This window comes from Mesorhizobium sp. 1M-11, assembly GCF_001303895.1.
Taxonomy (GTDB): Bacteria; Pseudomonadota; Alphaproteobacteria; order Rhizobiales; family Rhizobiaceae; genus Mesorhizobium.
Map to the genome: position 1 here is coordinate 694,409 of NZ_LJSD01000011.1, position 21,795 is coordinate 716,203.

Here is a 21,795-nt window from a genome sequence, read left to right on the forward strand (position 1 = left end):
GCCCTCCTCTCAATTGCCAGACCGCATCGCCACGGTAGCAATGCCTGCGCCAACCAGAAGCGTACCGCCGGTACGGTTGAAAATGCGGATCGCCTTCGGGTTGCGCACGACGTTGCGCGCCCGCGAAGCAACCAGCGCATATCCAAAGGCATTGGCGAAAGCGAGCGTCAGGAAGGTTGCCTCGAAGATCGCCATTTGCGTCCAGAAATTGCCGTGACGGTCGATGAACTGCGGCAGGAAGGCGACGAAGAAGGTGATGCTCTTGGGGTTGAGTGCCGTGACGAGCCACGCATGCGCCATCATCTTCGCGGCCGAGACGGCATCGTGGCGCGGTGTTGCTTCCAGCGTGCCGCCGGCGCGGAACAGCTTGATACCGAGATAGACCAGATAGGCAGCGCCGATCACCTTCAGCACCGTGAAGACGGTGGCGGAAGCAGCCAGCAAAGCGCCAATCCCCAGCATGGACAGCGTCATGGCGGTGAAGTCGCCCAAGGCCACTCCCACCGCCATCGGCAGCGCCGTTCGCCAGCCCTGCCCCAATGCGTAGGAGACGACGAGCAGGATCGTAGGGCCAGGAATGATGAGAAGGATGGAAGAGGCGGCAGCGAAAGCCGCCCAGTTCTCGAAGGACATGGGTCTCTCCTGTTAAAGAACAGGATAAATCCCTGACTTCAGGCGGATGTAAAGCGGTTTTTGCAGCGCTTTCTGGCGCCGCAAACAGGTGTCAGATCGCGCCGATCGGCTCGCATTGCGCACCGGCCGTGAAAACGCACGCGATGCCCGTGATGGCCTATGAAAGCAGCACCATATCGGTCGTCGCGGTCCGCCATGTGAAGGCCCGTTCCAGGTTCGACAATCAGAGTTCAAGGATCGATTGAACAGATAGGCGCGACCCGTGCCGGCATTGTGACGGAAGCAAGGAGTTTTGGTGCCGGAGCCGCCGGAAGAACGGCAGCGTAGATGCGCCAGTTCCGACAGAAGGCTGCAAAAGCAGGTCTCGCAAGGCTTTCACGCTTTTTAAACCATGAATCGTGAAAATGCCGCGCATCCGGCGGGCACGTGATCCCAGCCGTTCGTATGGGGTAAAGTGTGCATGCGTAAGCCGCAAGACCTGACGCCTTCGTCTGGCGTCGCCTTCCCGGAATCCGACACCATCGTCTCTCGTCGCGCCGTGCTTTCCGGCCTCGGCATCATGACCCTGCTTGGCGCCTCAGGCTGCTCGCAGACCCTCGACATTCCATCGCTCGGGCCGATCGGTCCGTCGAACGGCATGCCGCCGCTCGATGACATGTCGACCGGCGCGATCCGCCCGATCCCGCCGATAAGCGTCGACAGGAACATCACCGACAACAGCGCGATGTATGCGTCGTTGACCGACAACGGCTTCGTCATCCCGGCCATCCCTTTCCAGAAGGTCAAGCCGGAGTTCCGCCGCCAGATCGTTGTCGATCCGACCGGCGAAGCGCCCGGCACCATCGTCGTCAGGCTCAATGAGCGTCATCTCTACTGGGTTCAGGAAGGTGGCGAGGCGATCCGCTATGGTGTTGGCATCGGCAAGGCCGGCTTCGAATGGAGCGGCCGCGCGGTCATCCAGTACACAAAGGAATGGCCTACCTGGACGCCGCCCAGGGAGATGATCTCACGCAAGCCCGAACTGGTGAAATGGGCAAGCGGCCAGCCCGGTGGTCTCGACAACCCGCTCGGAGCGCGTGCGCATTATATCTACAAGGACGATCAGGACACGGGCTACCGCGTCCATGGCTCGCCGGAATGGTGGACCATCGGCACGCAGGCTTCGTCGGGCTGCGTTCGCATGATCAACCAGGACGTCATCGACCTCTACAACCGCGTCAAGGCATCGCCGACGAAGGTGCCGATTGTGGTTGCTTAAGGACAGGGAATAGTGAGTAGCGAATAGGGAGTAGTCGAAGAGCCGCTCCCTTCGCCTCACCATTCACTACTCACTATTCGCTACTCACTCCCCTAATCGATTAAACTCCCCGTTGCGTCGGGCCGGAATACAGGCGAAAATTCCGGCTCACATGCATCGGGAGGATTGCAGGATGGCCGGAACTTTCGTCATCGCCCAGGGGGGTGGCCCTACCGCCGTTATCAACCAGACGGTGGTCGGCGCGGTTCTTGAAATCCGCAAGACACATCCCGGCGCACGCGTGCTCGGCTCCCGTCACGGCGTGCGCGGTATTCGCGACGGCGACTATGTCGACCTCAGCGACATGCGTGAGGATCAGCTGAGGCTTATTGCCCGCACCCCTTCGGCCGCACTCGGCTCCACCCGTGACAAGCCGGATGCCGCCTATTGCGAACTGGTGCTGAAGGGCCTGCAAAAGGCCGGCGCCGATGCCTTCATCTATATCGGCGGTAACGACACCTCCGGCACGCAGCAGATCCTCACCGACGCCGCCGGCGGCAAGATCGCCTTCGTGCATGCGCCGAAAACCATCGACAACGACCTCGTCGAAAACGACCACACGCCAGGCTTCATCTCGGCGGCGGAATTCGTTGCCGGCGCCTTCCTGTCGGTGGATCTCGATTTCCGAGCCCTGCCCGGCATCTATGTCGGCATCGTCATGGGCCGCCATGCCGGCTTCCTCACCGCGGCGTCCGCTGCCTGGCGACTGGACGGAGACAGCGGACCGCACCTTGTCTATGTGCCCGAACGTGCCTTCTCGGTCGACAACTTCATCGAAGACGTAAAAGCGACGATGGCCAAGCACAAGCGTTGCATCGTCGCCGTGTCCGAAGGCGTTTCGACAGCGGACGGTCGCTCGCTGGTCGAGACCATCGTCGGCTCCGACAAGGTCGAGCGCGACGCGCATGGCAACGTCAAGCTGTCCGGCAGCGACCTCAACCGCGCTTTCGAGCAGGCACTGGCCGAGAAGCTGCCTGGCAAGCGCGCCCGCGTCGACGCGCTTGGCTATATGCCGCGCGGCTATATCGGCGCGATCAACCCCGTCGACGCGCAAGAAGCCTTCGACGCGGGCGCCTTTGCTGTGGGTGTGGCTGCCGAGGGCGGCGGCTCAGTGGCGCTACAATATGACGGCCGCGAAACAGTGTTCAGGAAAGTGCCGTTGAGCAGCGTTGCCGCCAAGACCAGGCATATGCCTGACGATTTCATGCTCAAGGACGCCAACGGCCTCTCCGAGGCGGGTCTTGCCTATCTGCACCGGCTGGTTCCGGCCAAATACCAGGTCGGCAAACCGTTCGTGTGAGGATGCCGACATGACAGGCTGGTTCGGCAAGAGGGCACTCGACCCGGCGCTGACGCTCATTAGCGAGCCCTTCGTGCACCCCTATATGAGCGCCAACATCTGGCACCTCAAAGGGCGTGATGTCGACCTGCTGGTCGATACCGGCATGGGCATCTGCCCACTGACGCCGGAGATAGGCACGCCCGTGGGCAAGCCGCTGCTGGTGGTCGCAACCCATATTCATCTCGATCATGTCGGCTCGCTGCACGAGTTTGCAGAGCGCGCCGGGCCTGCGCAAAGTGCGGCCGAATTCGCCCGCATGCGCGACACCGCCACCTATGCACAAGAATTTCGTGAACTGGACGGCGCGGTGTCGCGCCTGCCCTATCCCGGCTGGCGTCTCGAAGCCTATCGCATCGAACCGGCGCCGCTGACACGCGTGCTTGACGAAGGCGACATCGTGGATCTCGGCGACCGGCGTTTCACGGTTCTGCATCTGCCTGGTCATTCGCCGGATTCGATCGCGCTTTTCGACGAGCATGACGGGCTCTTCTTCAGCGGCGATGCAATCTATGACGACACGCTGCTCGACGACCTGCCCGATTCCGACCCCGTCATTTATCGCCGCACCATGCAACGGCTGCTCGATCTGCCGATCAGCATGGGTCATGGCGGCCATGGTCCGAGCTTCGATCGTGGCCGGATGCAGGATATCGCGCAGGGTTATCTGAGAAGAGGATGAGCCCCTCTGCTGGCGGCTGGCCATGGAGGCAAGCAACGGTTCGGGTGGTGCAGACGTCGCGTTCGCTACAAGAAAAAGGCGCCGCACGGAGCGACGCCTTTCTTGCTGATTTGTAGTGGGATGATCGGTGGCTCAATCGACCCGATCGGTCCGATCGACCCAGTCGAACTCAACCGACCTGCTCGTCCCAGCCGGAGATCGCCTTGACTTCAAGGAAGTCCTCAAGGCCCCACTTGCCGCCTTCGCGGCCGAGGCCCGAGGCCTTGTAACCACCGAAGGGGCTGCCATAGGGCCGGTCGGCGCCGTTGATCTGCACCATCCCGGCTCGGATACGTCGCGCCACGCGCTGCGCCTTGGCCTTGTCCTGCGTCTGGACATAACCCGACAGGCCATAAGGCGTGTCGTTGGCGATCTCTATGGCATCCTCCTCGGTATCGAAGGGGATCATCGCCAGAACCGGCCCGAATATCTCTTCACGGGCGATGGTCATGTCATTGTTGACGTCGGCGAAGACGGTCGGGCGGACATAGTAGCCACGGTTGAAGCCCTCCGGACGGCCGAGGCCACCTGCAACGACGCGCGCACCTTCCTTGATGCCGGCCTCGATCATGCTCTGCACCTTGTTGAACTGCACCTCCGAAGAAAGCGGACCGATATGGTCGCCATCCTCGGCCGGGTTGCCGACCTTGACGGTGGCGGCATAATCCGCAGCCAGGCTGACGGCGCGGTCATAGACCGGGCGTTCGACGAGCATGCGGGTCGGGGCGTTGCAGGACTGACCGGTGTTTTCGAAGCAGTGCGCCAGACCGCGGGCGATCGCATCCGGCAGGTCCGAGTCGGCAAAGACGATGTTGGGCGACTTGCCGCCAAGTTCCAGAGCGACACGCTTGATGCCATCGGCGGAAGACTTTGCCACCGCGATGCCGGCGCGCGTGGAGCCGGTGAAAGACATCATGTCGATACCGGGATGGCGCGACAGCGCTTCGCCAACCGTCGGGCCATCGCCATTGACCATATTGAACACACCGGCCGGGAAGCCGGCATCTTCCATCATCTCGGCGAAGACAATGGACGAGACCGGCGCGATCTCGGACGGCTTCAACACCACCGTGCATCCGGCGGCGATCGCCGGCACCACCTTCAACGTCACCTGGTTCATCGGCCAATTCCACGGCGTGATCAGACCGCAGACGCCGATCGGCTCGTAGACGATATGCTCTTGCTTGTTGCGCTCGCTGAGCGGCGTTTCGAAATGGAAGTCCTTCAGGGTGCGGATGAAGGCCTTGATATGGCCGGCACCGCAGGCAGCCTGGGCTTCGAGTGCCAGTTTGATCGGCGCGCCCATCTCATCCGAAATGGCCTTGGCCATATCGTTCATCCGCTTGTTATAGGACGCAAGCAGGCGCTCCAGCGCTGCCAGGCGTTCCTCGCGGCCGGTGCGGCTCCAGCTTTCGAAAGCACGGCGGGCGGCGGCGACCGCCTTGTCGACATCGGCGGCGGAGCCCAGCGAGATGACGGCAAAGGGTTGCTCGTCAGCTGGGTTGATGACTTCGAGTTCCTTCGGCGCGACCGGCGCGACCCACTTGCCGTCGATGAAGAAATCCGTCTTTCGCAGCATTCTCTTCTCCCTGTTCGCGACTGTTCTAACAGCCGGCCCGACGAGCGCGGGCGTGAAACCGACATGGTTTTTAGCGTTGCGGCAGTGTTCTAGCTTTGCCCCGTGGCCTGACTCAAGCCTCAGCGTGGAGCCTGCGTGATGCCAGAGGATGAGATAAGAAACGGGCTTTCAAGTCTGCTTTTAAGCAGTTTTTGGGCGCCATCAGTTGACGATGCGTATACGACATCATGAACGCCGGCTTAGTATGCTTTTGCATATCGGCCAGATGCCAAATCCTCTATCTATTTGTAATTATTAAGATAAATCCAGAAGCTAGCGCTCTGCTTCGGAGTTTCAAGGATCGTTTCCATGGTCCAATCGGCACATTTTCGTGATTGGAAACTCGTTTGGGGCACTCCCAGATATGCCCTGTCCGAACGACGCGAATTCCTCCCAAGAACACGCCGCATGACGGACAGACATTGAAATTCGGAGTACGAAAATGAAAAAGATTGCTCTTGCTACTGCTGCTCTCCTGGTTGCCGCTGGTTCGGCTTTCGCGGGCAGCGACAACTTCGACGCCTATGCCGGTTCGAACCCGCAGGCTGTTGGTTCGACCGTCGACAGCGGCTACACCGCTTCGGTGAATAGCGGCTCGCACAACGCCAGCAACACCGTGATCAAGCCGATCACCGATGGCGCCCCGCGTCTCGGCGGCAACAGCTAATCATAGCTGATATGCCTGCCGGCATGGCCGGCACAGAAAAAGCGGTGGGCTTGCCCACCGCTTTTTTTCGTTTTGCCTCACCACAAAATTCTCCGCACGGCCGACCGACACCGTCATGCCGGCGCGGTGTCCGTTCAGCTTCAGGGATGATGGCCTCTTATCCCTCTCCGTGACGTCAACTTTTTCACGTCAAAAACAGCAATCTCGTTCACTGAATAGAGACAATCCGTTCAGAGTCTACTGAACGATGGTTCAGTATGGTTTTTGATACCAGTCTGCAACGACACAATTAAGATACTGAAAAACAAGTCTTTTTACAAACGCTTGTGTCATCAAAATCAAACTTCAAGAACCATTTTTGCATAGCAGATAAACATTCTCGTGATTGGAACCTTTCGCACGGCATTCCCATTTCTGTGTGGTCCGAACGACGAGATTGCCTCCCAAGAGACCACGCCGCTTGACGGACGGAAAAAGAAATTTGGAGTACGAAAATGAAGACCATTGCTCTTACTGCTGCTGCCCTCCTCGTTGCCGCCGGTTCTGCTTTTGCCAACGGTAGCGACCACTACGGCTCGAACTTCACCTATTCGAACGTCGACAGCTCCTACACCGCGTCGGTCAAGTCCGATGCAGTCAAGCACGACGCCGTTTCCACTGTGAAGCCGATCACCGACGGCGCTCCGCGCCTGGGTGGCAACAGCTAATCATCGACCGACAGACAAACTCATTGCAAAATTTGGAGATACGAAAATGAAGACCATCGCTCTCACCGCCGCCGCCCTCCTGGTTGCCGCTGGCACTGCTTTCGCTGGTAGCGATCACTATGGCTCGAACTTCACCTATTCGAACGTCGACAGCTCCTACACTGCTTCGATCAAGAACGGTTCGGCTTCCTCGCAGGAAACCGCGAAGACCATCACCGACGGTGCTCCGCGCCTGGGCGGCAACAGCTAATTCAGAGCTGACCAAGCTGTCGGCTCGCACCGACAGCCGGTACCAAAAGCGGTGGGCTTGCCCACCGCTTTTTTGCTTGTGCGGATCGCGGCTTTTGCCGGCCTCCTCAAAATGCCTGGCGAAAGCGCGATCTTGACGAACAATGCCACGGCAATGAAAGGCCCTGATCATTCTGCATGCGTTCACCATCAGGCAACTGTCCGTTCAAGCGTCCTGAACATCGGATAGACGCCGCCACACGCAGAAACGACATTCTGCTCTATGTGCATGAAAATAAAAGCTTTATTCGACCAAAATGACACCTACGGACGATTTCAAGGGACAATCCGGGCATCGCGATGAACATTCTTGTGATTGGAACCTTTGGTCGGCCATTCCCATTTCTGTCTTGTCCGAACGACGCGATTACCTCCCAAGAAACACGCCGCTGACGGACGGAAAAACCGAACGTTGGAGTTTAAAAATGAAAACCCTTGCTCTTACCGCTGCTGCCCTTTTGGTTGCCTCTGGCGCCGCTTTTGCCGGCAGCGACAATTTTGATCCCTATGCCGGTTCCAACCCGCATGCGACGACCGTCGACACGGGGCATACCGCTTCAATTGCCACGCACAGCGCTGCGCTGCAGTGGCTCGACGGCGGCAAGGCAACCTCCGCCGACAAGGCTGACCAGGCTGCCATCGATTATCGGGCCGACCATTTCGGCAGCCGCTGAAGCGGCCTCATCTAGAATGCAAAAAGCGGTGGGCTTGCCCGCCGCTTTTCGTTTTGGTGTCGCCAGCAAACTGCCCCGCCTGCAGCTGGATTATACCCATCGTGAAAAACCACCCTCATAACCGATTGCATTATGCAATCAGATTCTGTATACTGGTTGCATATCGCAATTGGTTTATAGGAGCCTGAGATGTCCAAGCTGGTGGTTCGCGCATTCTCGATTTCGCAAGATGGTTATGGCGCCGGGCCGAACCAGAGCCTTGAAAACCCGCTCGGCGAAAACGGAGAGAAATTGCATGAGTGGTTTTTCGAAACACATACCTTCAAGACCATGCTCGGCCAGGAGGGCGGACTGAAAGATGTCGATGAGGAATTCGCCGCGCGCAGCTTCGACAATCTCGGCGCCTGGATTCTGGGCCGCAATATGTTCGGACCGGTGCGCGGACCCTGGCCAGATGAGAGCTGGAAGGGCTGGTGGGGCAACAACCCGCCCTATCACGTACCGGTCTTCGTGCTGACGCACCATGCCCGTGCGCCGATCAGCATGGAAGGCGGCACCACCTTCCATTTCGTCACCGGCGGCATCGAAGACGCGCTGGCGCAGGCCAGGCAGGCCGCTGCGGGCAAGGATGTCCGCGTCGGCGGCGGCGTCGAGACGCTGAAACAATATCTGAAAGCGCGGCTGGTCGACGACCTGCATCTGGCCGTCTCGCCTTTCCTGTTGGGCTCCGGCGAGAACCTGTTCTCGGATATCGATCTTACCGCACTCGGCTACCGGATCACTGACCGTGTGCCGACCCAGAAGGCGACACACCTGACCATCGTACGTGAGGGTATCTGACGCCCGTCAGCCCGGTCGATCAAACGAAAACAAAGAGGGCCTCGCGGCCCTCTTGTCAATTGTGCCGACCCTGATCAGACGTCAGGCTGCCTTGGCTTCGGCCTCGTAGTGGGCGAAGGAGCGCCCGCTCTCGTCAAAGATATGCAGGTCCTCTGGGCTCGCGGTCAGCTTGAGAACAGCGCCGCGCTTGATTTCCAGATTGCCCGGCAACTTGGTCACCAGCGGCTGGTCGTCGCCGCGACCGATATCGAGATAGACGAGTTGCACCTCGCCAAGCTGCTCGATGTAGTCGACCGTGCCTTCAAACAGCGCACCGCCTTCTGCCTCGGTGGCGATGTGAAGGTCTTCAGGCCTGACCCCGAAGCTGATGCTCGCACCCGCAGCCCTTTCAGGTGTCTGAATGGGAGCATGAGCCACAACTCCGCCGGGCAGTCTCACCGCTGTCGGTGCACCGGCCCGCTCGATCGTGCCCGCCAGGATGTTCATGGCCGGCGAGCCGATGAACTGGGCGACGAACAAGTTGCCCGGTCGCTTGTAAAGTTCCATCGGCGTGCCGACCTGCTCGATATGACCATCCTTCAGCACCACAATGCGGTCGGCCAGTGTCATCGCCTCGACCTGGTCGTGGGTAACGTAGATCATGGTGGTGTTCGGCATCGATTCCTTCAGCTTGGCGATCTCGATGCGGGTGGCGACGCGAAGCGCCGCGTCGAGGTTCGACAGAGGCTCGTCGAATAGGAAAACCTTGGGGTTGCGTACGATGGCGCGGCCGATGGCGACGCGCTGGCGCTGACCACCCGACATCGCCTTGGGCAGACGGTCGAGATATTTGGTGAGCTGCAGGATCTCGGCGGCCTGTTTGACGCGGCGATCGATCTCTTCCTTCTTCTCGCCGGCGATCTTCATGCCGAAAGCCATGTTGTCGTAGACCGTCATATGCGGATAGAGCGCATAGGATTGGAACACCATGGCGATGCCGCGCTTCGATGGTGGCACGTCGTTCACCCGCTCGCCGGCGATGTTGAGATCGCCCGAAGTGATTTCCTCAAGACCGGCGATGGAACGCAACAGGGTGGACTTGCCACAACCGGACGGGCCGACAAAGACGATGAATTCGCCCGATTTGATGTCGAGGTCGATGCCGTGAAGAATGTGGATGTTGCCGTAGGATTTCTTCACTTGCCTGAGGGTCAGATCGGCCATTGTTTTCTCCCGTTTATTTTATTGGCTCAGGCGAGACGCCCGAACCAGGCTCCATAACCGCCAAGGCGAAGCTTGCCGGTCCCCGACTGCGATGAAAAACCATGTCCTGCCAAAGGTTGCAAGCCGCCGCCGAGGTCTACCTCGGTGATGCTGCTGCCGAGATTGAAGGCGCAGACGATGCGCTCATTGCCCTCCTGGCGTGAGAAGACGACGACATCGCCCTGTCCCTGCACGAACTCGATATCCCCCTTCACCAGCGCGGGATGGGCGCGGCGGAAGGCAAGGAAGCGTCGATAGTGCTGGAGCAGCGAAGCGCTGTCGCTCTCCTGCACGTTGACTGCCTTGGACAGATGTTCGCCTGGCACGGGCAGCCACGGCCTGGCACTCGAGAAGCCACCATGGGGCGACGCTGCTTTCCACACCATCGGCGTGCGGCAACCGTCACGCCCCTTGAATTCCGGCCAGAAACGGATGCCATAAGGATCCTGCAGATCCTCGAAGGCAAGGTTGGCCTCACCGAGGCCGAGCTCTTCGCCCTGATAGATGCAGGCGGAACCGCGCAGCGACAGAAGCAACGCCGATACAACCTTGAGATAGGCAGCCGGATCGGTCTCGCCGGCAGCCCAGCGCGAGGCATGGCGCACCACGTCGTGGTTGGAGAAGGCCCAGCACGACCAGCCGTCGCTGGCGACGCGGCCGAACGCCTCCAGCACAGCGCGCACCTTGGCGGCACTGATCTTTTCCGGCGCCAGGAAATCGAAGGAATAGCACATGTGCACACGCTTGCCGGCGGCCGTGTAGGCCGCGACGACTTCCAGTCCGCGCTGGGAATCGCCCACTTCACCGACAGCCGCCGCGGCGGGATATTCATCCAGCAGCGCACGGAACCGCTCGAGAAAGCCGAGGTTTTCAGGCCGGCTCTTGTCGTAGATGTGGTCCTGGTAATTGTAGGGGTTGACCGACGGCGCAGTCTGGTCGTTGCGCTCTTCCGGCGGCAGCGCCGGATTGTTCTCCAGGCCTTCGCTGTGGAAGTAGAAATTGATGGTGTCGAGACGGAAACCATCGACGCCACGTTCCAGCCAGAAGCGAGTGACGTCGAGCAGCGCGTTCTGGACCTCCTGGTTGTGGAAGTTCAGGTCAGGCTGCTCGGAGAGGAAATTGTGCATGTAATATTGCTGGCGGCGGGTATCCCATTGCCAGGCCGAACCGCCGAAGATCGACAGCCAGTTGTTGGGCGGGGTGCCATCCGGCATGGCGTCGGCCCACACATACCAGTCAGCTTTCGGATTGTTGCGGCTGGACCGGCTTTCGGCGAACCAGGGATGGATATCGGCGGTGTGCGACAGCACCTCGTCGATCATCACCTTGAGGCCGAGCCGATGTGCCTCGGCCACCAGCACATCGAAATCCGCCAACGAGCCGAACATCGGATCGACGTCGCAATAGTCGCTGACGTCATAGCCGAAGTCTTTCATCGGGGACTTGAAGAAGGGAGATATCCAGATGGCGTCCACCCCCAGTGAAGCGATATAGCCGAGCCGGGCAGTGATGCCCTTGAGATCGCCTATGCCGTCGCCGTTCGTGTCCTGGTAGGAGCGCGGGTAGATCTGATAGATCACCGCGCCGCGCCACCAGTCCCGATCGGCCGCCGGCATGGCTGCCTCGGCCTTGCGCTGCACTGCTTGCTTCACCATCAACCTCCTTTGACTGAACCCGCCAGCAGGCCACGCACGAAGTAACGCTGCAGCGAGAAGAAGACGATCAGCGGCACGATGATGGTGACAAAGGCCGATGTCGTCAGGATTTCCCAATCGCCGCCACGGGAACCCAGCAGCGCGTTGAGCTTGGCCGTCAGCACGATCTGGTCGGCCTCGGTCCCCAGGAAAACCATCGCCACCAGCAAATCGTTCCACACCCATAGGAACTGGAAGATGGCGAAGGAGGCGAGCACGGGGAAAGACAGCGGCAGCACGATCTTGATGAAGATCTCGAAGTCGCTGGCACCATCGATGCGGGCCGATTCCATGATCTCGCGCGGCAGGCCGGCAATGTAGCTGCGCAGCAGATAGATTGCGAAAGGCAGGCCGAAACCAGTATGCGCCAACCAGATACCGAGATACGTCTTGGCCGGCACGCCGAAGAAGGCGCCGACGCCGTTGTAGAGTTTCAGCAACGGGATCAGCGACATCTGCAGCGGCACGACGAGCAGCCCAATGATGACGGCGATCAGCAGTGCACGGCCGGGAAACCGCATCCAGGCCAGCGCATAGGCGGCGAAGGCTGCGATCAGGATCGGGATGATGGTGGCTGGGATCGTCACCGTCAGCGAATTCAGGAACGACCGGCCGATGCCTTCAGAGAAAAGCACCGCCCGGTAGTTGTCGGTGGTGAACCTGGGCGGCGCCGATGCCTCGTAATAGACGCGCTGGCCACGTTCACCCTCGAAGGCCTTGGGCGAGGACAGGACATAGGAGCCATCCTCGTTCACCTGCAGGGTGACGCCGTCGTCCAGTTCGGCAACGGCACCGACCTTGTATTTGGTCGGTTCCTGCGAGCGTACGCCATAGGCGGTCACGGTGCGCGCATCGCCGGCACCGAGCAGGTTGCCGGTGATGATGAATTTGCCGTCTTTTTCCGCCTGGTCCTTGGCAGTGCCAAGGCGACCGGCGGCGGTCTGGCTGGAGGTGCTCAGCGACGTCCACCAGCCTGAGGCGACGATCTGATCCTTGTCGCGCAGCGAAGAGATCAGAATGCCCAGTGTCGGCACGGTCCACACCGCGACGAAGAACAGAACGGCCAGGTGGACGCCGAAGCGGCCGATGAAGGATTTTCCGGTTGAGCTCGCCATTTCAATGCCCTCCCGTTTCCTTGTTGGCCTGACGGATGTTCCAGATCATGATCGGCAGCACCGCAATCATGATGATGATGGCAATGGTGGCGCCACGGCCGAAGTCGCCGCCGCCACGGAACATCCAATCGAACATCAGGTTGGCGAGCACCTGGCTGTTCCATTGACCGTTGGTCATGGTCAGCACGATGTCGAACACCTTCAGTACCAGGATGGTGATGGTGGTCCAAACCACGGCGATCGTGCCCCAGATCTGCGGGATCATGATCTTCCAGAAAATCTGGAAGGGGCTGGCGCCATCGATGACCGCCGCCTCGATCGTCTCTTCCGGAATACCGCGCAGCGCCGAAGACAGGATGACCATGGCAAAGCCGGTCTGGATCCAGATCAGGATGATCATCAGGAAGAAGTTGTTCCAGAAAGGCAGCGATATCCAGACCTGCGGGTCGCCACCGAGCCGCGTGATCAGCGCATTGAGGATGCCGATCTGAACCTGGCCTTCGCCACGATATTCGTAGATGAACTTCCAGATCACGCTGGCGCCAACGAAGGAGATGGCGAGCGGCAGGAAGATCAGGCTCTTGGCGATGGTGCCCCACCAGATCTTGTCGGTGAGGACAGCGATTATGAGGCCCAGGAAGGTGCAGGCCGCCGGCACCACCGCCAGCCACAGCACATTGTTGAGGATGGAGTTGCGGAATTCGCGGTCGCCGATCGCCCAGTCATAGTTGGCAAGCCCGACGAAGGATGTGCTGCCGCGATCCATGAACGAGAGCCGAAGCGTTTCGACCACCGGATAGATCAGATAGATGGTGAGGATGATCATCGCCGGGCCGACGAACAGCCATGGCCTGATCAGCCCCTGCCGGCGCAGATTGTCCACGGCAGTCGCGCCGGAGACGCCGCGCGACGGAAAGATCACATCGACGATTTTGTTGGCGCCCCAGAAGTAGGCGACACAGCCGCCGACGCCGATGAAAATAACGAGAATGGCTGAAAAGATCTGAGCCGCCACGGGTTCCTCCCCTCGCTACTGATCCATGCCTGGGCCGGGCGGCGCAGCTGCGCCACCTGGCCGTTGCAGTCTCCCTTCCCCCGGCCTCCGGGTTCCCCAGGCCGATCCGGGGCCTACTTGCCCGGACCGGCATGCCTTGGGAGGCCGCACTCCTGGATTGACTACTTGATCGCGTCCCAGCTCTTCTGGATGTCGGTCGCGACCGCTTCCGGCGACTTGCCGCCGACCATGTCGATCATGCCGGTCCAGAACGCACCGGCGCCGATCTTGCCGGGCATGAGGTCGGAACCGTCAAAGCGGAACGTCGTCGCCTCGGACAGGATCTCGCCCTGCTTCTTCAGCGCCTCGGAACCATAGGCATCCTTGTTGACACCCTTGAACGGAGTGACGAAGCTTTTCTGTGCCATCCAAAGCTCATGCGCGAGCGGCAGTTCGAGGAACTTGATGAATTCCCGCGAAGCCTTGGAATCCTTGGTGATCATCACCAGTGTGCCGGCGCCCAGCACAGGCTTGCCGAGTTCCGGCTTGGAGGCGTAAGGCGGATAGTAGAAGAAGTCCGCATCCTGGCCGAGCTTCACGCCTTCCGGGAAGAAGGATGGGATGAACGAAGCCTGATGGTGCATGTAGCACTTCGGCGGCACCGCGAAGAGGCCTTTCGGGCTGTCGCGGAAATCGGTCGCCGCCACCGCGGCTGCACCGCCATCGACCATTTTGTCGTCGGTCGCGATCTTGGCAAAGATGTCGAGCGCGCCGACAACCTTGGGATCGTTGAACTTGATCTCGTTCTTGGTCCACTGGTCGTAGACTTCCGGCGTCTGGGTGCGCAGCATGATGTCTTCGACCCAGTCGGTTGCCGGCCAGCCGGTGGCACCGCCGGAGCCGAGACCGATGCACCAGGGCTTGCCACCGTCGGCGATGATCTTCTTTTCGAGTTCGGCAAGTTCTTCCTGCGTGGCCGGAACCTTGTAGCCGGCCTCATCGAAATTGTCGGGCGAGTACCAGACCAGCGACTTCACGTCGGCCTTGTAGGGGAAGGCGAAAAAGCCCGACTTGCCATCCTTGTCCTTGAAGGTGCCGAGATCCACCCAGGACTGGCCGGCACCGTAGTTCTCCTTGATCCAGGCAGCGACATCGTCGCCCAGCGGGGTCAGCAGCCCCTTGGAGGCAAGATCCTGGATCAGGCCGGGCTGCGGCAGGATCGCAATGTTGGGCGGGCTGCCGGCTTGCGTGTCGATGACGATCTGCTGTTCGTAGTTCTCGGACGACGAATATTTGATTTCGGCACCCGTCGCCTCGGAGAAATAATCGAAGACGGAACGGGCCAGTGCCTCGTCCTCGCCACGCCACGGGCCGAAGATCGACAGCGTCTCGCCCTTGAGATCGACCTTCTTCAGATCTTCGAAATTGGCCCAGTGAAATTTGGAATCCTCGCCGGGCTTGAATTTCAGCTCAGCGGCCTGCGCAGGCGCAGCCAGGGCCAGCGCAGCAAACGCCGTGCCCAGCAACAAAAGCTTCTTCATCTGCAATCCTCCCTCTGGATCGAATACCGACGGAACCTCCATTCCGCCGCCGACATCACCTGACTGTGCCCGAGCACGGAAGTGTCTGCAACCTTCCGAAGTGGGCGTTCAAAGCGCTTTGGCTTGCTTCATCTCGCCATCGAATCCCAAAAGAGTCAAGTGCACGCCCAATTAATCGATTTAAATGATTGAAACATGCCGTGAAAATCGCAATGCAGCATCGTTTTTCGGCATTGCAGCAGCAAATTTGCTTCAAAGCGACATCATCTGAACCTAATGTGGTCTTTCTCGATCGACCGGGCAATCAAGGCCGGGATAGCTCTCCAAGCGCTTTGGGAGGCGTAATTGAACCTCAAACAGCTGTCACAGATGCTGCAACTCTCACAAACCACGGTGAGCCGCGCACTGAACGGCTATCCCGAGGTCAATGAGGAAACGCGCCGACGTGTCGTCGATGCAGCCAAGCGCCATGGCTATCGCCCCAATCCTTCCGCACGCCGGCTGGCCACGGGCAAGACCGGCATGATCGGCTACGTGCTGCCGACAGGATCGGCCGTGGATATCGACCCACATTTCGTCGAATTCCTGTCCGGGCTGGGTGACTACGCCCGCGCGCATGAGCTCGATCTTGTGCTGTCCCCCGCAGACGCGGAGGACCAGGAGACCACCTATCGGCGCCTCGTCGCCAACAAGCAGGTAGACGCCGTCTACGTGTCCTCGCCGCGCCCGCAGGACAGCCGGGTTGCCTTGCTCGACACACTTGGCCTGCCTTTCATCGTGCACGGGCGAAGCGACGGTTTCGATTTCGATTACCCTTACCTCGACATCGACAACGAAGGCGCCTTCCATGATGCAACGCGCCTGCTGATCCAGCTTGGCCACCATCGCATCGCGTTGATCAACGGCGAAGACCGGGAGACCTTCGCCATCCACCGTGAGCGCGGCGTGCGGCGTGCCTTGTCCGGCAGCGGGCTTGTCTTGCCTGATCATCAGGTTTGGTCGACGGCCATGACCGAAGAGAACGGCTATCGCGCAGCCCGACGCCTGCTCGAGGGCGGAGCCGCGCCGACAGCGATCCTGTGCTCCAGTCTCATCATGTCCCTGGGTGTCGCGCGGGCGGTGCGCGAACTCGGCTTGACCATTCCCGGAGACCTGTCGCTGATTGCGCATGATGACGTCTTTCCCTGGCTGAAGCCTGAGAACTTCTCAGTCCCGCTTTCGACCACCCGCTCCTCTATTCGCGCTGCCGGCGCCAGGGTAGCGGAACGGCTGATTGCACGGCTGTCAGGCCTGGAGGATGGCGCGCGCGGTGAGGTATGGCCGGTCGACCTTGTCGTCAGGGGCTCGATCGCAGGTGCGCCGACGACAGGCTTGTGATTTGAGAATTGCGGCCTTCAGCGGCCGGGAACCGGCCAGATGTCTGCCGGCAGCACCACGGCCCGCACGCTGGCGGCGAGCGCCTGCGCGCCGTTCGCGATCTGCTGCGATGCGGCCGCCTGTTTGCATGTGATGATCAGGCCATTCGCAATAGTGCGTCGCCGCGAAAGCAGCCCTGTGAACCAGGATGCACGAGCGCCTCGCGCCTGCGAGAATCGTGCCGGCTTCTCCGAATGCGCGACATGGTCGGCGACCACGTCCGCCCAGCCCTCCACGAGTCTGGCGCCAGGTTCCAGAAGCAACAGCCAGTCGCCTTTGGCCGCGGCAATGCCGGCGCCGATCCCCCCTGCCGTCAGATAACGGCAGCCGGCGTGTTCCGCCACCTTGGCGGTCTGGTCGGTCGAGCCCAGATCGCAGACGATCACCTCGCGCACCATGCCTTCCACGACGCCGCCGACCAGCGACGCCAGCGTGCGCGCCAACCGCTCCTCGTCATTGCGCGTTTCGATCAGGACACTGAGCATTCCTGCCGAATAGCGGAAAGCCGCGACGGACGCCAGTCATCTTCGCTTATCGAAGTTCTTGATTTGTTCTCATAATGCAGATAGGAATAATTTCATGAGAACAGCGATTCGACGCCCCGCAGAGAGCCCCTGGGAAAGAGCCAAGATGGAACAGGTCGTGCGTGCCGACATTGCCGCTTTCGGCGCTGGAAGGGCCGATATGGCAAACGCCATCATGGAGCAGAGCGGAATGCGCGTGCGCCCCGAGCGCAATCGCGGCCGCTCTGCGGGCATCAACCCGTCTGGCCGCTTCGAACCGGTCAGCCGCCATGTCTTCGACGATGGCTGGGAATCGCTGGAAGAGCTGCCGCCGTTCAAAACCGAGGTGCAGGTGGAGAAGCCACGCACCATCATCACGCGCAATGAATCGCCCGACATTTCCTTCGACCGGTCGATCAATCCCTACCGCGGCTGCGAGCATGGCTGCGTCTATTGCTTTGCAAGGCCGACGCACGCCTTCATGGGACTTTCGGCCGGGCTCGATTTCGAAGCCAAGCTGTTTGCCAAGCCCGACGCGGCGCGCCTGCTCGACAAGGAGTTGTCCAAGGAAGGCTACCAGCCACGCACCATCGCCATCGGCACCAACACCGATCCCTACCAGCCGATCGAACGGCAATACCGCATCATGCGCGAGATCCTGGAAGTGCTGGAGGCGCGCGGCCACCCCGTCGGCATCGTCACCAAATCGGCGCTGGTGACGCGTGACATCGACATCCTGTCCCGCATGGCCGAGCGCGGGCTGGCCAAGGTGGCGTTGTCCGTGACGACGATGGATCGCATGCTTGCCCGCACGATGGAGCCGCGCGCCTCGACGCCGACCAAACGGCTGGAGGCGATCCAGCAATTGTCGGACGCCGGCATTCCTGCCTCCGTGATGGTGGCGCCGATCGTTCCCGGCCTCAATGATCCCGAGATCGAACGCATCCTCGATTCCGCCTACGCCGCCGGCGCGCGTGAGGCGGGTTACGTGGTGCTGCGCCTGCCGCTGGAAGTCAGCCCGATCTTCAAGGACTGGCTGCTGCGGCACTATCCGGACCGCTACCGGCACGTGATGTCGCTGATCCGCTCGATGCGCGACGGCAAGGATTACGATTCGGAATGGGGCAAACGCATGAAAGGCGCTGGCCCCTATGCCTGGCAGATCGGCCGGCGATTCGAGATCGCGGCCAAGCGGCTCGGCCTCAATCTGGAGCGGCGGCAGTTGAGGACGGACCAATTCGTTCCGGCCACGCGCCCGTTCGAACAGCTGACGTTGCTTTAGACCACTCCGGCAGGACTGTCCCTGCCCGCTCAGGTGTCGATGAATTGCCTGAGCAGAAGATCCCGTCCGGCCCTGTCCCCCGGCCGTCAGACGGTGCCCTCCGACAGCTACCCCGGCTGATCTGAGGGCTTGCGGAGAATCGGGAGCGGTGCGAGTCTTCGCCGTATCATGGCTCGCATGCGTCCCGATTCTCCGCTTTTGTTTGAAATCATCGAAAAGCCGGACTTCTCGATCGAGAAGAAGGCTATCGCCGAAGGCCTGTGGCCGGTTGCCGGCATGGACGAGGCCGGGCGCGGGCCACTCGCCGGCCCGGTCGTTGCCGCCGCCGTCGTGCTCAATCCCAACGATATTCCAGAGGGGCTGGACGATTCCAAACGGCTGACCCTACTGCAACGCGAAGCGTTGTTCGAAGTGATCCTTGCCAAGGCGCAGGCGATCGGCATGGCTTCGATCTGTGCCGAGGGCATCGACGGCTCCAATATCCTGCGGGCAAGCCTGGAAGCGATGCGGCGCGCGCTGAACGGACTTTCGGTGCAGCCGAAGCTGGCGCTGGCAGACGGCCGCGACATTCCACTGGGCCTGCCGTGTGAGGGGCGCGCTCTGGTCAAAGGTGACCAACGTTCGCAATCGATCGCGGCGGCATCGATCGTCGCAAAGGTGATGCGCGACCGCATGATGACTGGCTGCGGCCATCGCCACGAGCATTACGGCTTCGAGTTGCATATGGGCTACGCCACGGCGCGCCATCGGTCCGCCATCGCAACCCATGGCCCGCTGCAGCGGCTGCACCGGGTCTCGTTTGCGCCGTTTCGTCTCGACGCGGTGACGGTTGAAGAGTGAGTGCCGGCCTCTTCGAAGGCGCAATAAGCAGCCTGGCCAAAACCTGAAAGAAAAAAGCCGCAGGATTTACCAGCGGCTTTCATAGTCTCACTAGACGGTGCAGGCTCAAGAGTGAGCGGCTCAGTTGAGCTTGGACTTCACGTCCTGCAACGAGGTCTTGAAGAGATCGGCAGCGGCCTTGGCGTCAACCTTGCCGGCGAGAACCGTGCGGGCAGCCTCGACCGCCAGATCGACCGCGCTGGCCCGAACCTCGGCAATCGCTTCACGCTCGGCCTGACCGATCTTCTGCTCGGCAACCGCGGTGCGGCGCGAGACATAGTCCTCGGTCTTCTTATGCGCTTCCTCAGCGAAGGCTTTGGCTTCGCGCTTGGCTGCCTCGACGATGTCGGCGGCTTCCTTTTCGGCTTCCTTGCGCTTCTTCTGGTATTCAGCCAGCAGCGCCTGCGCCTCTTCGCGCAGCTTGCGGGCTTCTTCCAGTTCAGAGCGGATCTTGTCGGCGCGGGTATCGAGTGACTTCGCCAGCGTACCCGGCACCTTGAGATAGATCATGGCTCCGAGCAGGATGAACAGCGAAATCGTTGCCCAGACTGTCGCGAGAGATGTGGCGTCCATGACGGGTCTCCTCAGCGAGCGGCTTTGACAGCGGCGGCCACTTCGGCCTTGTCGGACTTGCCGACCAGGCTTTCGAGAATGGCGGAGGCGGTCGTCTCGGCAATCGAGCCGACATCCTTCATGGCGCTTGTCTTGATCGCGGTGATGCGCTCTTCGGCTTCCGCCAGCTTCTTCTCGAGGCCGGCTTCGACGTCCTTGCGTGCAGCCTCGGCTTCCGCCTTGGCTTCGTCGCGGGACTTCTGGCCGATCGTGTTGGCGTTGGCCTTGGCCTCTGCCAGCTCCTGCTCATACGCAGCAACCGCAGCGTCCGCCTCGCTTTTCAGCTTGGCTGCCTGGTCGAGATCCTGAGCAATGCGGTTGGAGCGCACTTCAAGAATGCCGCCGAGACGCGGCATCACGACCTTCTTCAGGAAGATGTAGAACAGGCCAAAGGTGATCACCAGCCAGAACAGCTGCGAGGAGAAGGTGGCTGGGTTGAAAGGCGGGAAGGTGTTTCCGCCATGGCCGCCTTCGGCTGGCACTTCGGTGCCGGCGTGCGTCTCACCTTGCGCGGCATGATCGCCGGCAGCGGCAGGCGCGGCCTCTTCAGCATAGGCTGGTGTCACGAACATCTCGTGGTTCCTGTCATTCTGACCTGAGACTGGGACCGGCAGCTTCGCGCCGCCGGCCGGCATCAGGCTTGTATCAGCCGAACAGCGCCAGCAGGGCGATGAGCAGCGAGAAGATGCCCAGAGCTTCGGTCACGGCGAAGCCGAAGATCAGGCGGCCGAACTGGCCGTCGGCAGCCGACGGGTTGCGCAGAGCGCCAGCCAGGTAGCTGCCGAAGATGTTGCCGAGGCCGATGCCTGCGCCGCCCATGCCCAGGCAAGCGATACCAGCACCGATGTACTTTGCGGCTTCAGCGTCCATTTTAATTAACTCCTTGATGAATCTGGATTGGTTGGGTTGGCCGGCGGTTAGGCCGGGTATTGGCTAGTGTCCGCCCGGATGGACGGCGTCGTTGAGATACATGCAGGTCAGCACCGCGAAGACGTAGGCCTGCAGAAAAGCGACCAGCACTTCGAGCGCGGTGATGGCGACCGTCATGATCAGCGGCAGCACGGCCCCGGCGATGCCGACGGCACCCATTGAGGTGAGCGTCACCACGAAACCGGCGAAGACCTTCAGCGTGATGTGGCCGGCCAGCATGTTGGCGAAGAGACGAACAGAGAGGCTGATTGGACGCGAGAGGAACGAAATGACCTCGATCGCAACCACGAGCGGCAGAAGGATGCCAGGCACGCCGCTCGGCACGAACAGCTTCAGGAAGCCGAAGCCATGCTTGTAGAAACCGTAGATGATCACGGTGCCGATCACCAATGCGGCCAATGCGAAGGTGATGATGATGTGGGTGGTGACCGTAAAGAAATAAGGGAACAGGCCGAGCAGGTTCGCAGTCAGCACGAACATGAACAGCGAGAACACCAACGGGAAGAACTTCATGCCATGCGAGCCGGCGGAATCGCGCAGCATCGAGGCGACGAATTCGTAGGACATCTCCGACACCGACTGCAGACGGGTCGGGATCAGCGCGCGGCCGGAAGTGGTCAGGAGCAGGAAGCCCGAAGCCAGCACCACGGTGACAACCATGAACAGCGCGGAATTGGTGAAGGAAACATCGTAGCCGCCGATGTTCAGCGGAACGATGTTGTTGATGTGGAACTGATGGATCGGATCGACCTTGTCAGCTGCTGCCACTTTCTAACCCTCTCGAAAGCCAAATCAGGCTTTTT

At 60.8% G+C, this 21,795-nt stretch carries 23 protein-coding genes; 11 read left to right on the forward strand and 12 right to left on the reverse strand.

Annotated features, from left to right (window positions below; genetic code table 11):
- Nucleotides 1-9: 9 nt before the first annotated feature.
- Complete coding sequence (locus AO692_RS07105) at nt 10-633, reverse strand: LysE family translocator (RefSeq protein WP_054309313.1); 624 nt, start codon at nt 631-633, stop codon at nt 10-12.
- A 460-nt stretch (nt 634-1,093) separates the two neighbouring features.
- Between AO692_RS07105 and AO692_RS07110 the strand changes: the two genes are divergently transcribed.
- The 3 genes from AO692_RS07110 to AO692_RS07120 all read left to right on the forward strand — a co-directional run bounded on the left by AO692_RS07110 (nt 1,094) and on the right by AO692_RS07120 (nt 3,951).
- Nucleotides 1,094-1,891, forward strand: a complete 798-nt coding sequence (locus tag AO692_RS07110) for a L,D-transpeptidase (RefSeq protein WP_054309314.1) — start codon at nt 1,094-1,096, stop codon at nt 1,889-1,891.
- Nucleotides 1,892-2,063: 172 nt separating this feature from the next.
- Nucleotides 2,064-3,230 (forward strand): diphosphate--fructose-6-phosphate 1-phosphotransferase, encoded by a 1,167-nt coding sequence (locus AO692_RS07115; RefSeq protein ID WP_054309315.1) that lies wholly within the window; start codon nt 2,064-2,066, stop codon nt 3,228-3,230.
- Between the two features lie 10 nt (nt 3,231-3,240).
- Nucleotides 3,241-3,951: an MBL fold metallo-hydrolase gene (locus AO692_RS07120; protein ID WP_054309316.1), complete on the forward strand. Its 711-nt coding sequence runs from the start codon at nt 3,241-3,243 to the stop codon at nt 3,949-3,951.
- 169 nt (nt 3,952-4,120) lie between these two features.
- Here the strand turns inward: AO692_RS07120 and AO692_RS07125 are convergent, their stop codons facing one another.
- Entirely contained in the window at nt 4,121-5,569 is a 1,449-nt protein-coding gene (locus tag AO692_RS07125) for an aldehyde dehydrogenase family protein (protein WP_054309317.1), read from the reverse strand.
- Between the two features lie 481 nt (nt 5,570-6,050).
- On the opposite strand from AO692_RS07125, the gene AO692_RS07130 reads away from it, so the two are divergent.
- The 5 genes from AO692_RS07130 to AO692_RS07150 all read left to right on the forward strand — a co-directional run bounded on the left by AO692_RS07130 (nt 6,051) and on the right by AO692_RS07150 (nt 8,784).
- A complete protein-coding gene (locus AO692_RS07130; RefSeq protein ID WP_054309318.1) occupies nt 6,051-6,275 on the forward strand; it encodes a DUF680 domain-containing protein in 225 nt (74 codons plus the stop codon).
- A 494-nt stretch (nt 6,276-6,769) separates the two neighbouring features.
- Nucleotides 6,770-6,982, forward strand: a complete 213-nt coding sequence (locus AO692_RS07135; RefSeq protein WP_054309319.1) for a hypothetical protein — start codon at nt 6,770-6,772, stop codon at nt 6,980-6,982.
- Nucleotides 6,983-7,028: 46 nt separating this feature from the next.
- Nucleotides 7,029-7,232: a DUF680 domain-containing protein gene (locus AO692_RS07140; protein WP_054309320.1), complete on the forward strand. Its 204-nt coding sequence runs from the start codon at nt 7,029-7,031 to the stop codon at nt 7,230-7,232.
- A gap of 463 nt (nt 7,233-7,695) precedes the next feature.
- On the forward strand, nt 7,696-7,944 hold the full coding sequence (locus tag AO692_RS33275; RefSeq protein WP_054309321.1) for a DUF680 domain-containing protein: 249 nt from the start codon (nt 7,696-7,698) through the stop codon (nt 7,942-7,944).
- Nucleotides 7,945-8,133: 189 nt separating this feature from the next.
- On the forward strand, nt 8,134-8,784 hold the full coding sequence (locus AO692_RS07150) for a dihydrofolate reductase family protein (RefSeq protein ID WP_054309322.1): 651 nt from the start codon (nt 8,134-8,136) through the stop codon (nt 8,782-8,784).
- An 81-nt stretch (nt 8,785-8,865) separates the two neighbouring features.
- Here the strand turns inward: AO692_RS07150 and ugpC are convergent, their stop codons facing one another.
- The 5 genes from ugpC to AO692_RS07175 all read right to left on the reverse strand — a co-directional run bounded on the left by ugpC (nt 8,866) and on the right by AO692_RS07175 (nt 15,370).
- A complete protein-coding gene (gene ugpC / locus AO692_RS07155; protein WP_054309323.1) occupies nt 8,866-9,987 on the reverse strand; it encodes a sn-glycerol-3-phosphate ABC transporter ATP-binding protein UgpC in 1,122 nt (373 codons plus the stop codon).
- A gap of 26 nt (nt 9,988-10,013) precedes the next feature.
- Complete coding sequence (locus AO692_RS07160; protein WP_244483269.1) at nt 10,014-11,681, reverse strand: alpha-amylase family glycosyl hydrolase; 1,668 nt, start codon at nt 11,679-11,681, stop codon at nt 10,014-10,016.
- Nucleotides 11,681-12,835 carry a carbohydrate ABC transporter permease gene (locus tag AO692_RS07165; protein WP_054309324.1) on the reverse strand — a complete coding sequence of 385 codons (1,155 nt, stop codon included), beginning with the start codon at nt 12,833-12,835 and terminating at the stop codon, nt 11,681-11,683. The genes AO692_RS07160 and AO692_RS07165 overlap by 1 nt, the downstream gene beginning before the upstream one ends.
- A gap of 1 nt (nt 12,836) precedes the next feature.
- Nucleotides 12,837-13,850, reverse strand: a complete 1,014-nt coding sequence (locus AO692_RS07170; protein WP_054309325.1) for a sugar ABC transporter permease — start codon at nt 13,848-13,850, stop codon at nt 12,837-12,839.
- A 161-nt stretch (nt 13,851-14,011) separates the two neighbouring features.
- Nucleotides 14,012-15,370, reverse strand: coding sequence for an ABC transporter substrate-binding protein (locus tag AO692_RS07175; RefSeq protein WP_054309326.1), 1,359 nt, complete (start codon nt 15,368-15,370; stop codon nt 14,012-14,014).
- Nucleotides 15,371-15,715: 345 nt separating this feature from the next.
- On the opposite strand from AO692_RS07175, the gene AO692_RS07180 reads away from it, so the two are divergent.
- Nucleotides 15,716-16,747: a substrate-binding domain-containing protein gene (locus AO692_RS07180; protein WP_054309327.1), complete on the forward strand. Its 1,032-nt coding sequence runs from the start codon at nt 15,716-15,718 to the stop codon at nt 16,745-16,747.
- 17 nt (nt 16,748-16,764) lie between these two features.
- Here AO692_RS07180 and AO692_RS07185 read toward each other — a convergent pair whose 3' ends face one another.
- Nucleotides 16,765-17,271: a glycosyltransferase gene (locus AO692_RS07185; protein WP_054309328.1), complete on the reverse strand. Its 507-nt coding sequence runs from the start codon at nt 17,269-17,271 to the stop codon at nt 16,765-16,767.
- A gap of 145 nt (nt 17,272-17,416) precedes the next feature.
- On the opposite strand from AO692_RS07185, the gene AO692_RS07190 reads away from it, so the two are divergent.
- Nucleotides 17,417-18,571 carry a PA0069 family radical SAM protein gene (locus AO692_RS07190; RefSeq protein ID WP_054309329.1) on the forward strand — a complete coding sequence of 385 codons (1,155 nt, stop codon included), beginning with the start codon at nt 17,417-17,419 and terminating at the stop codon, nt 18,569-18,571.
- 168 nt (nt 18,572-18,739) lie between these two features.
- Nucleotides 18,740-19,411 (forward strand): ribonuclease HII, encoded by a 672-nt coding sequence (locus tag AO692_RS07195; protein ID WP_054309330.1) that lies wholly within the window; start codon nt 18,740-18,742, stop codon nt 19,409-19,411.
- 120 nt (nt 19,412-19,531) lie between these two features.
- On the opposite strand, the gene AO692_RS07200 is transcribed toward AO692_RS07195, so the two are convergent.
- From AO692_RS07200 to AO692_RS07215, 4 genes are all read right to left on the reverse strand, one after another.
- The gene (locus tag AO692_RS07200) at nt 19,532-20,023 is read right to left on the reverse strand and encodes a F0F1 ATP synthase subunit B (RefSeq protein ID WP_054309331.1); all 492 of its coding nucleotides are present in this window, start codon (nt 20,021-20,023) and stop codon (nt 19,532-19,534) included.
- Nucleotides 20,024-20,034: 11 nt separating this feature from the next.
- On the reverse strand, nt 20,035-20,634 hold the full coding sequence (locus AO692_RS07205; protein WP_054309483.1) for a F0F1 ATP synthase subunit B: 600 nt from the start codon (nt 20,632-20,634) through the stop codon (nt 20,035-20,037).
- Between the two features lie 73 nt (nt 20,635-20,707).
- The gene (locus tag AO692_RS07210; RefSeq protein ID WP_006206606.1) at nt 20,708-20,932 is read right to left on the reverse strand and encodes a F0F1 ATP synthase subunit C; all 225 of its coding nucleotides are present in this window, start codon (nt 20,930-20,932) and stop codon (nt 20,708-20,710) included.
- A 63-nt stretch (nt 20,933-20,995) separates the two neighbouring features.
- Entirely contained in the window at nt 20,996-21,760 is a 765-nt protein-coding gene (locus tag AO692_RS07215; protein WP_054309332.1) for a F0F1 ATP synthase subunit A, read from the reverse strand.
- Nucleotides 21,761-21,795: the final 35 nt, after the last annotated feature.

What these genes read in the sequence shown, in the direction of transcription:
- AO692_RS07105 (WP_054309313.1), bottom strand. Translation starts at nt 633, where the DNA reads ATGTCCTTCGAGAACTGGGCGGCTTTCGCTGCCGCCTCTTCCATCCTT.
- AO692_RS07110 (WP_054309314.1), top strand. Translation starts at nt 1,094, where the DNA reads ATGCGTAAGCCGCAAGACCTGACGCCTTCGTCTGGCGTCGCCTTCCCG.
- AO692_RS07115 (WP_054309315.1), top strand. Translation starts at nt 2,064, where the DNA reads ATGGCCGGAACTTTCGTCATCGCCCAGGGGGGTGGCCCTACCGCCGTT.
- AO692_RS07120 (WP_054309316.1), top strand. Translation starts at nt 3,241, where the DNA reads ATGACAGGCTGGTTCGGCAAGAGGGCACTCGACCCGGCGCTGACGCTC.
- AO692_RS07125 (WP_054309317.1), bottom strand. Translation starts at nt 5,569, where the DNA reads ATGCTGCGAAAGACGGATTTCTTCATCGACGGCAAGTGGGTCGCGCCG.
- AO692_RS07130 (WP_054309318.1), top strand. Translation starts at nt 6,051, where the DNA reads ATGAAAAAGATTGCTCTTGCTACTGCTGCTCTCCTGGTTGCCGCTGGT.
- AO692_RS07135 (WP_054309319.1), top strand. Translation starts at nt 6,770, where the DNA reads ATGAAGACCATTGCTCTTACTGCTGCTGCCCTCCTCGTTGCCGCCGGT.
- AO692_RS07140 (WP_054309320.1), top strand. Translation starts at nt 7,029, where the DNA reads ATGAAGACCATCGCTCTCACCGCCGCCGCCCTCCTGGTTGCCGCTGGC.
- AO692_RS33275 (WP_054309321.1), top strand. Translation starts at nt 7,696, where the DNA reads ATGAAAACCCTTGCTCTTACCGCTGCTGCCCTTTTGGTTGCCTCTGGC.
- AO692_RS07150 (WP_054309322.1), top strand. Translation starts at nt 8,134, where the DNA reads ATGTCCAAGCTGGTGGTTCGCGCATTCTCGATTTCGCAAGATGGTTAT.
- ugpC (WP_054309323.1), bottom strand. Translation starts at nt 9,987, where the DNA reads ATGGCCGATCTGACCCTCAGGCAAGTGAAGAAATCCTACGGCAACATC.
- AO692_RS07160 (WP_244483269.1), bottom strand. Translation starts at nt 11,681, where the DNA reads ATGGTGAAGCAAGCAGTGCAGCGCAAGGCCGAGGCAGCCATGCCGGCG.
- AO692_RS07165 (WP_054309324.1), bottom strand. Translation starts at nt 12,835, where the DNA reads ATGGCGAGCTCAACCGGAAAATCCTTCATCGGCCGCTTCGGCGTCCAC.
- AO692_RS07175 (WP_054309326.1), bottom strand. Translation starts at nt 15,370, where the DNA reads ATGAAGAAGCTTTTGTTGCTGGGCACGGCGTTTGCTGCGCTGGCCCTG.
- AO692_RS07185 (WP_054309328.1), bottom strand. Translation starts at nt 17,271, where the DNA reads ATGCTCAGTGTCCTGATCGAAACGCGCAATGACGAGGAGCGGTTGGCG.
- AO692_RS07190 (WP_054309329.1), top strand. Translation starts at nt 17,417, where the DNA reads ATGGAACAGGTCGTGCGTGCCGACATTGCCGCTTTCGGCGCTGGAAGG.
- AO692_RS07195 (WP_054309330.1), top strand. Translation starts at nt 18,740, where the DNA reads ATGGCTCGCATGCGTCCCGATTCTCCGCTTTTGTTTGAAATCATCGAA.
- AO692_RS07200 (WP_054309331.1), bottom strand. Translation starts at nt 20,023, where the DNA reads ATGGACGCCACATCTCTCGCGACAGTCTGGGCAACGATTTCGCTGTTC.
- AO692_RS07205 (WP_054309483.1), bottom strand. Translation starts at nt 20,634, where the DNA reads ATGTTCGTGACACCAGCCTATGCTGAAGAGGCCGCGCCTGCCGCTGCC.
- AO692_RS07210 (WP_006206606.1), bottom strand. Translation starts at nt 20,932, where the DNA reads ATGGACGCTGAAGCCGCAAAGTACATCGGTGCTGGTATCGCTTGCCTG.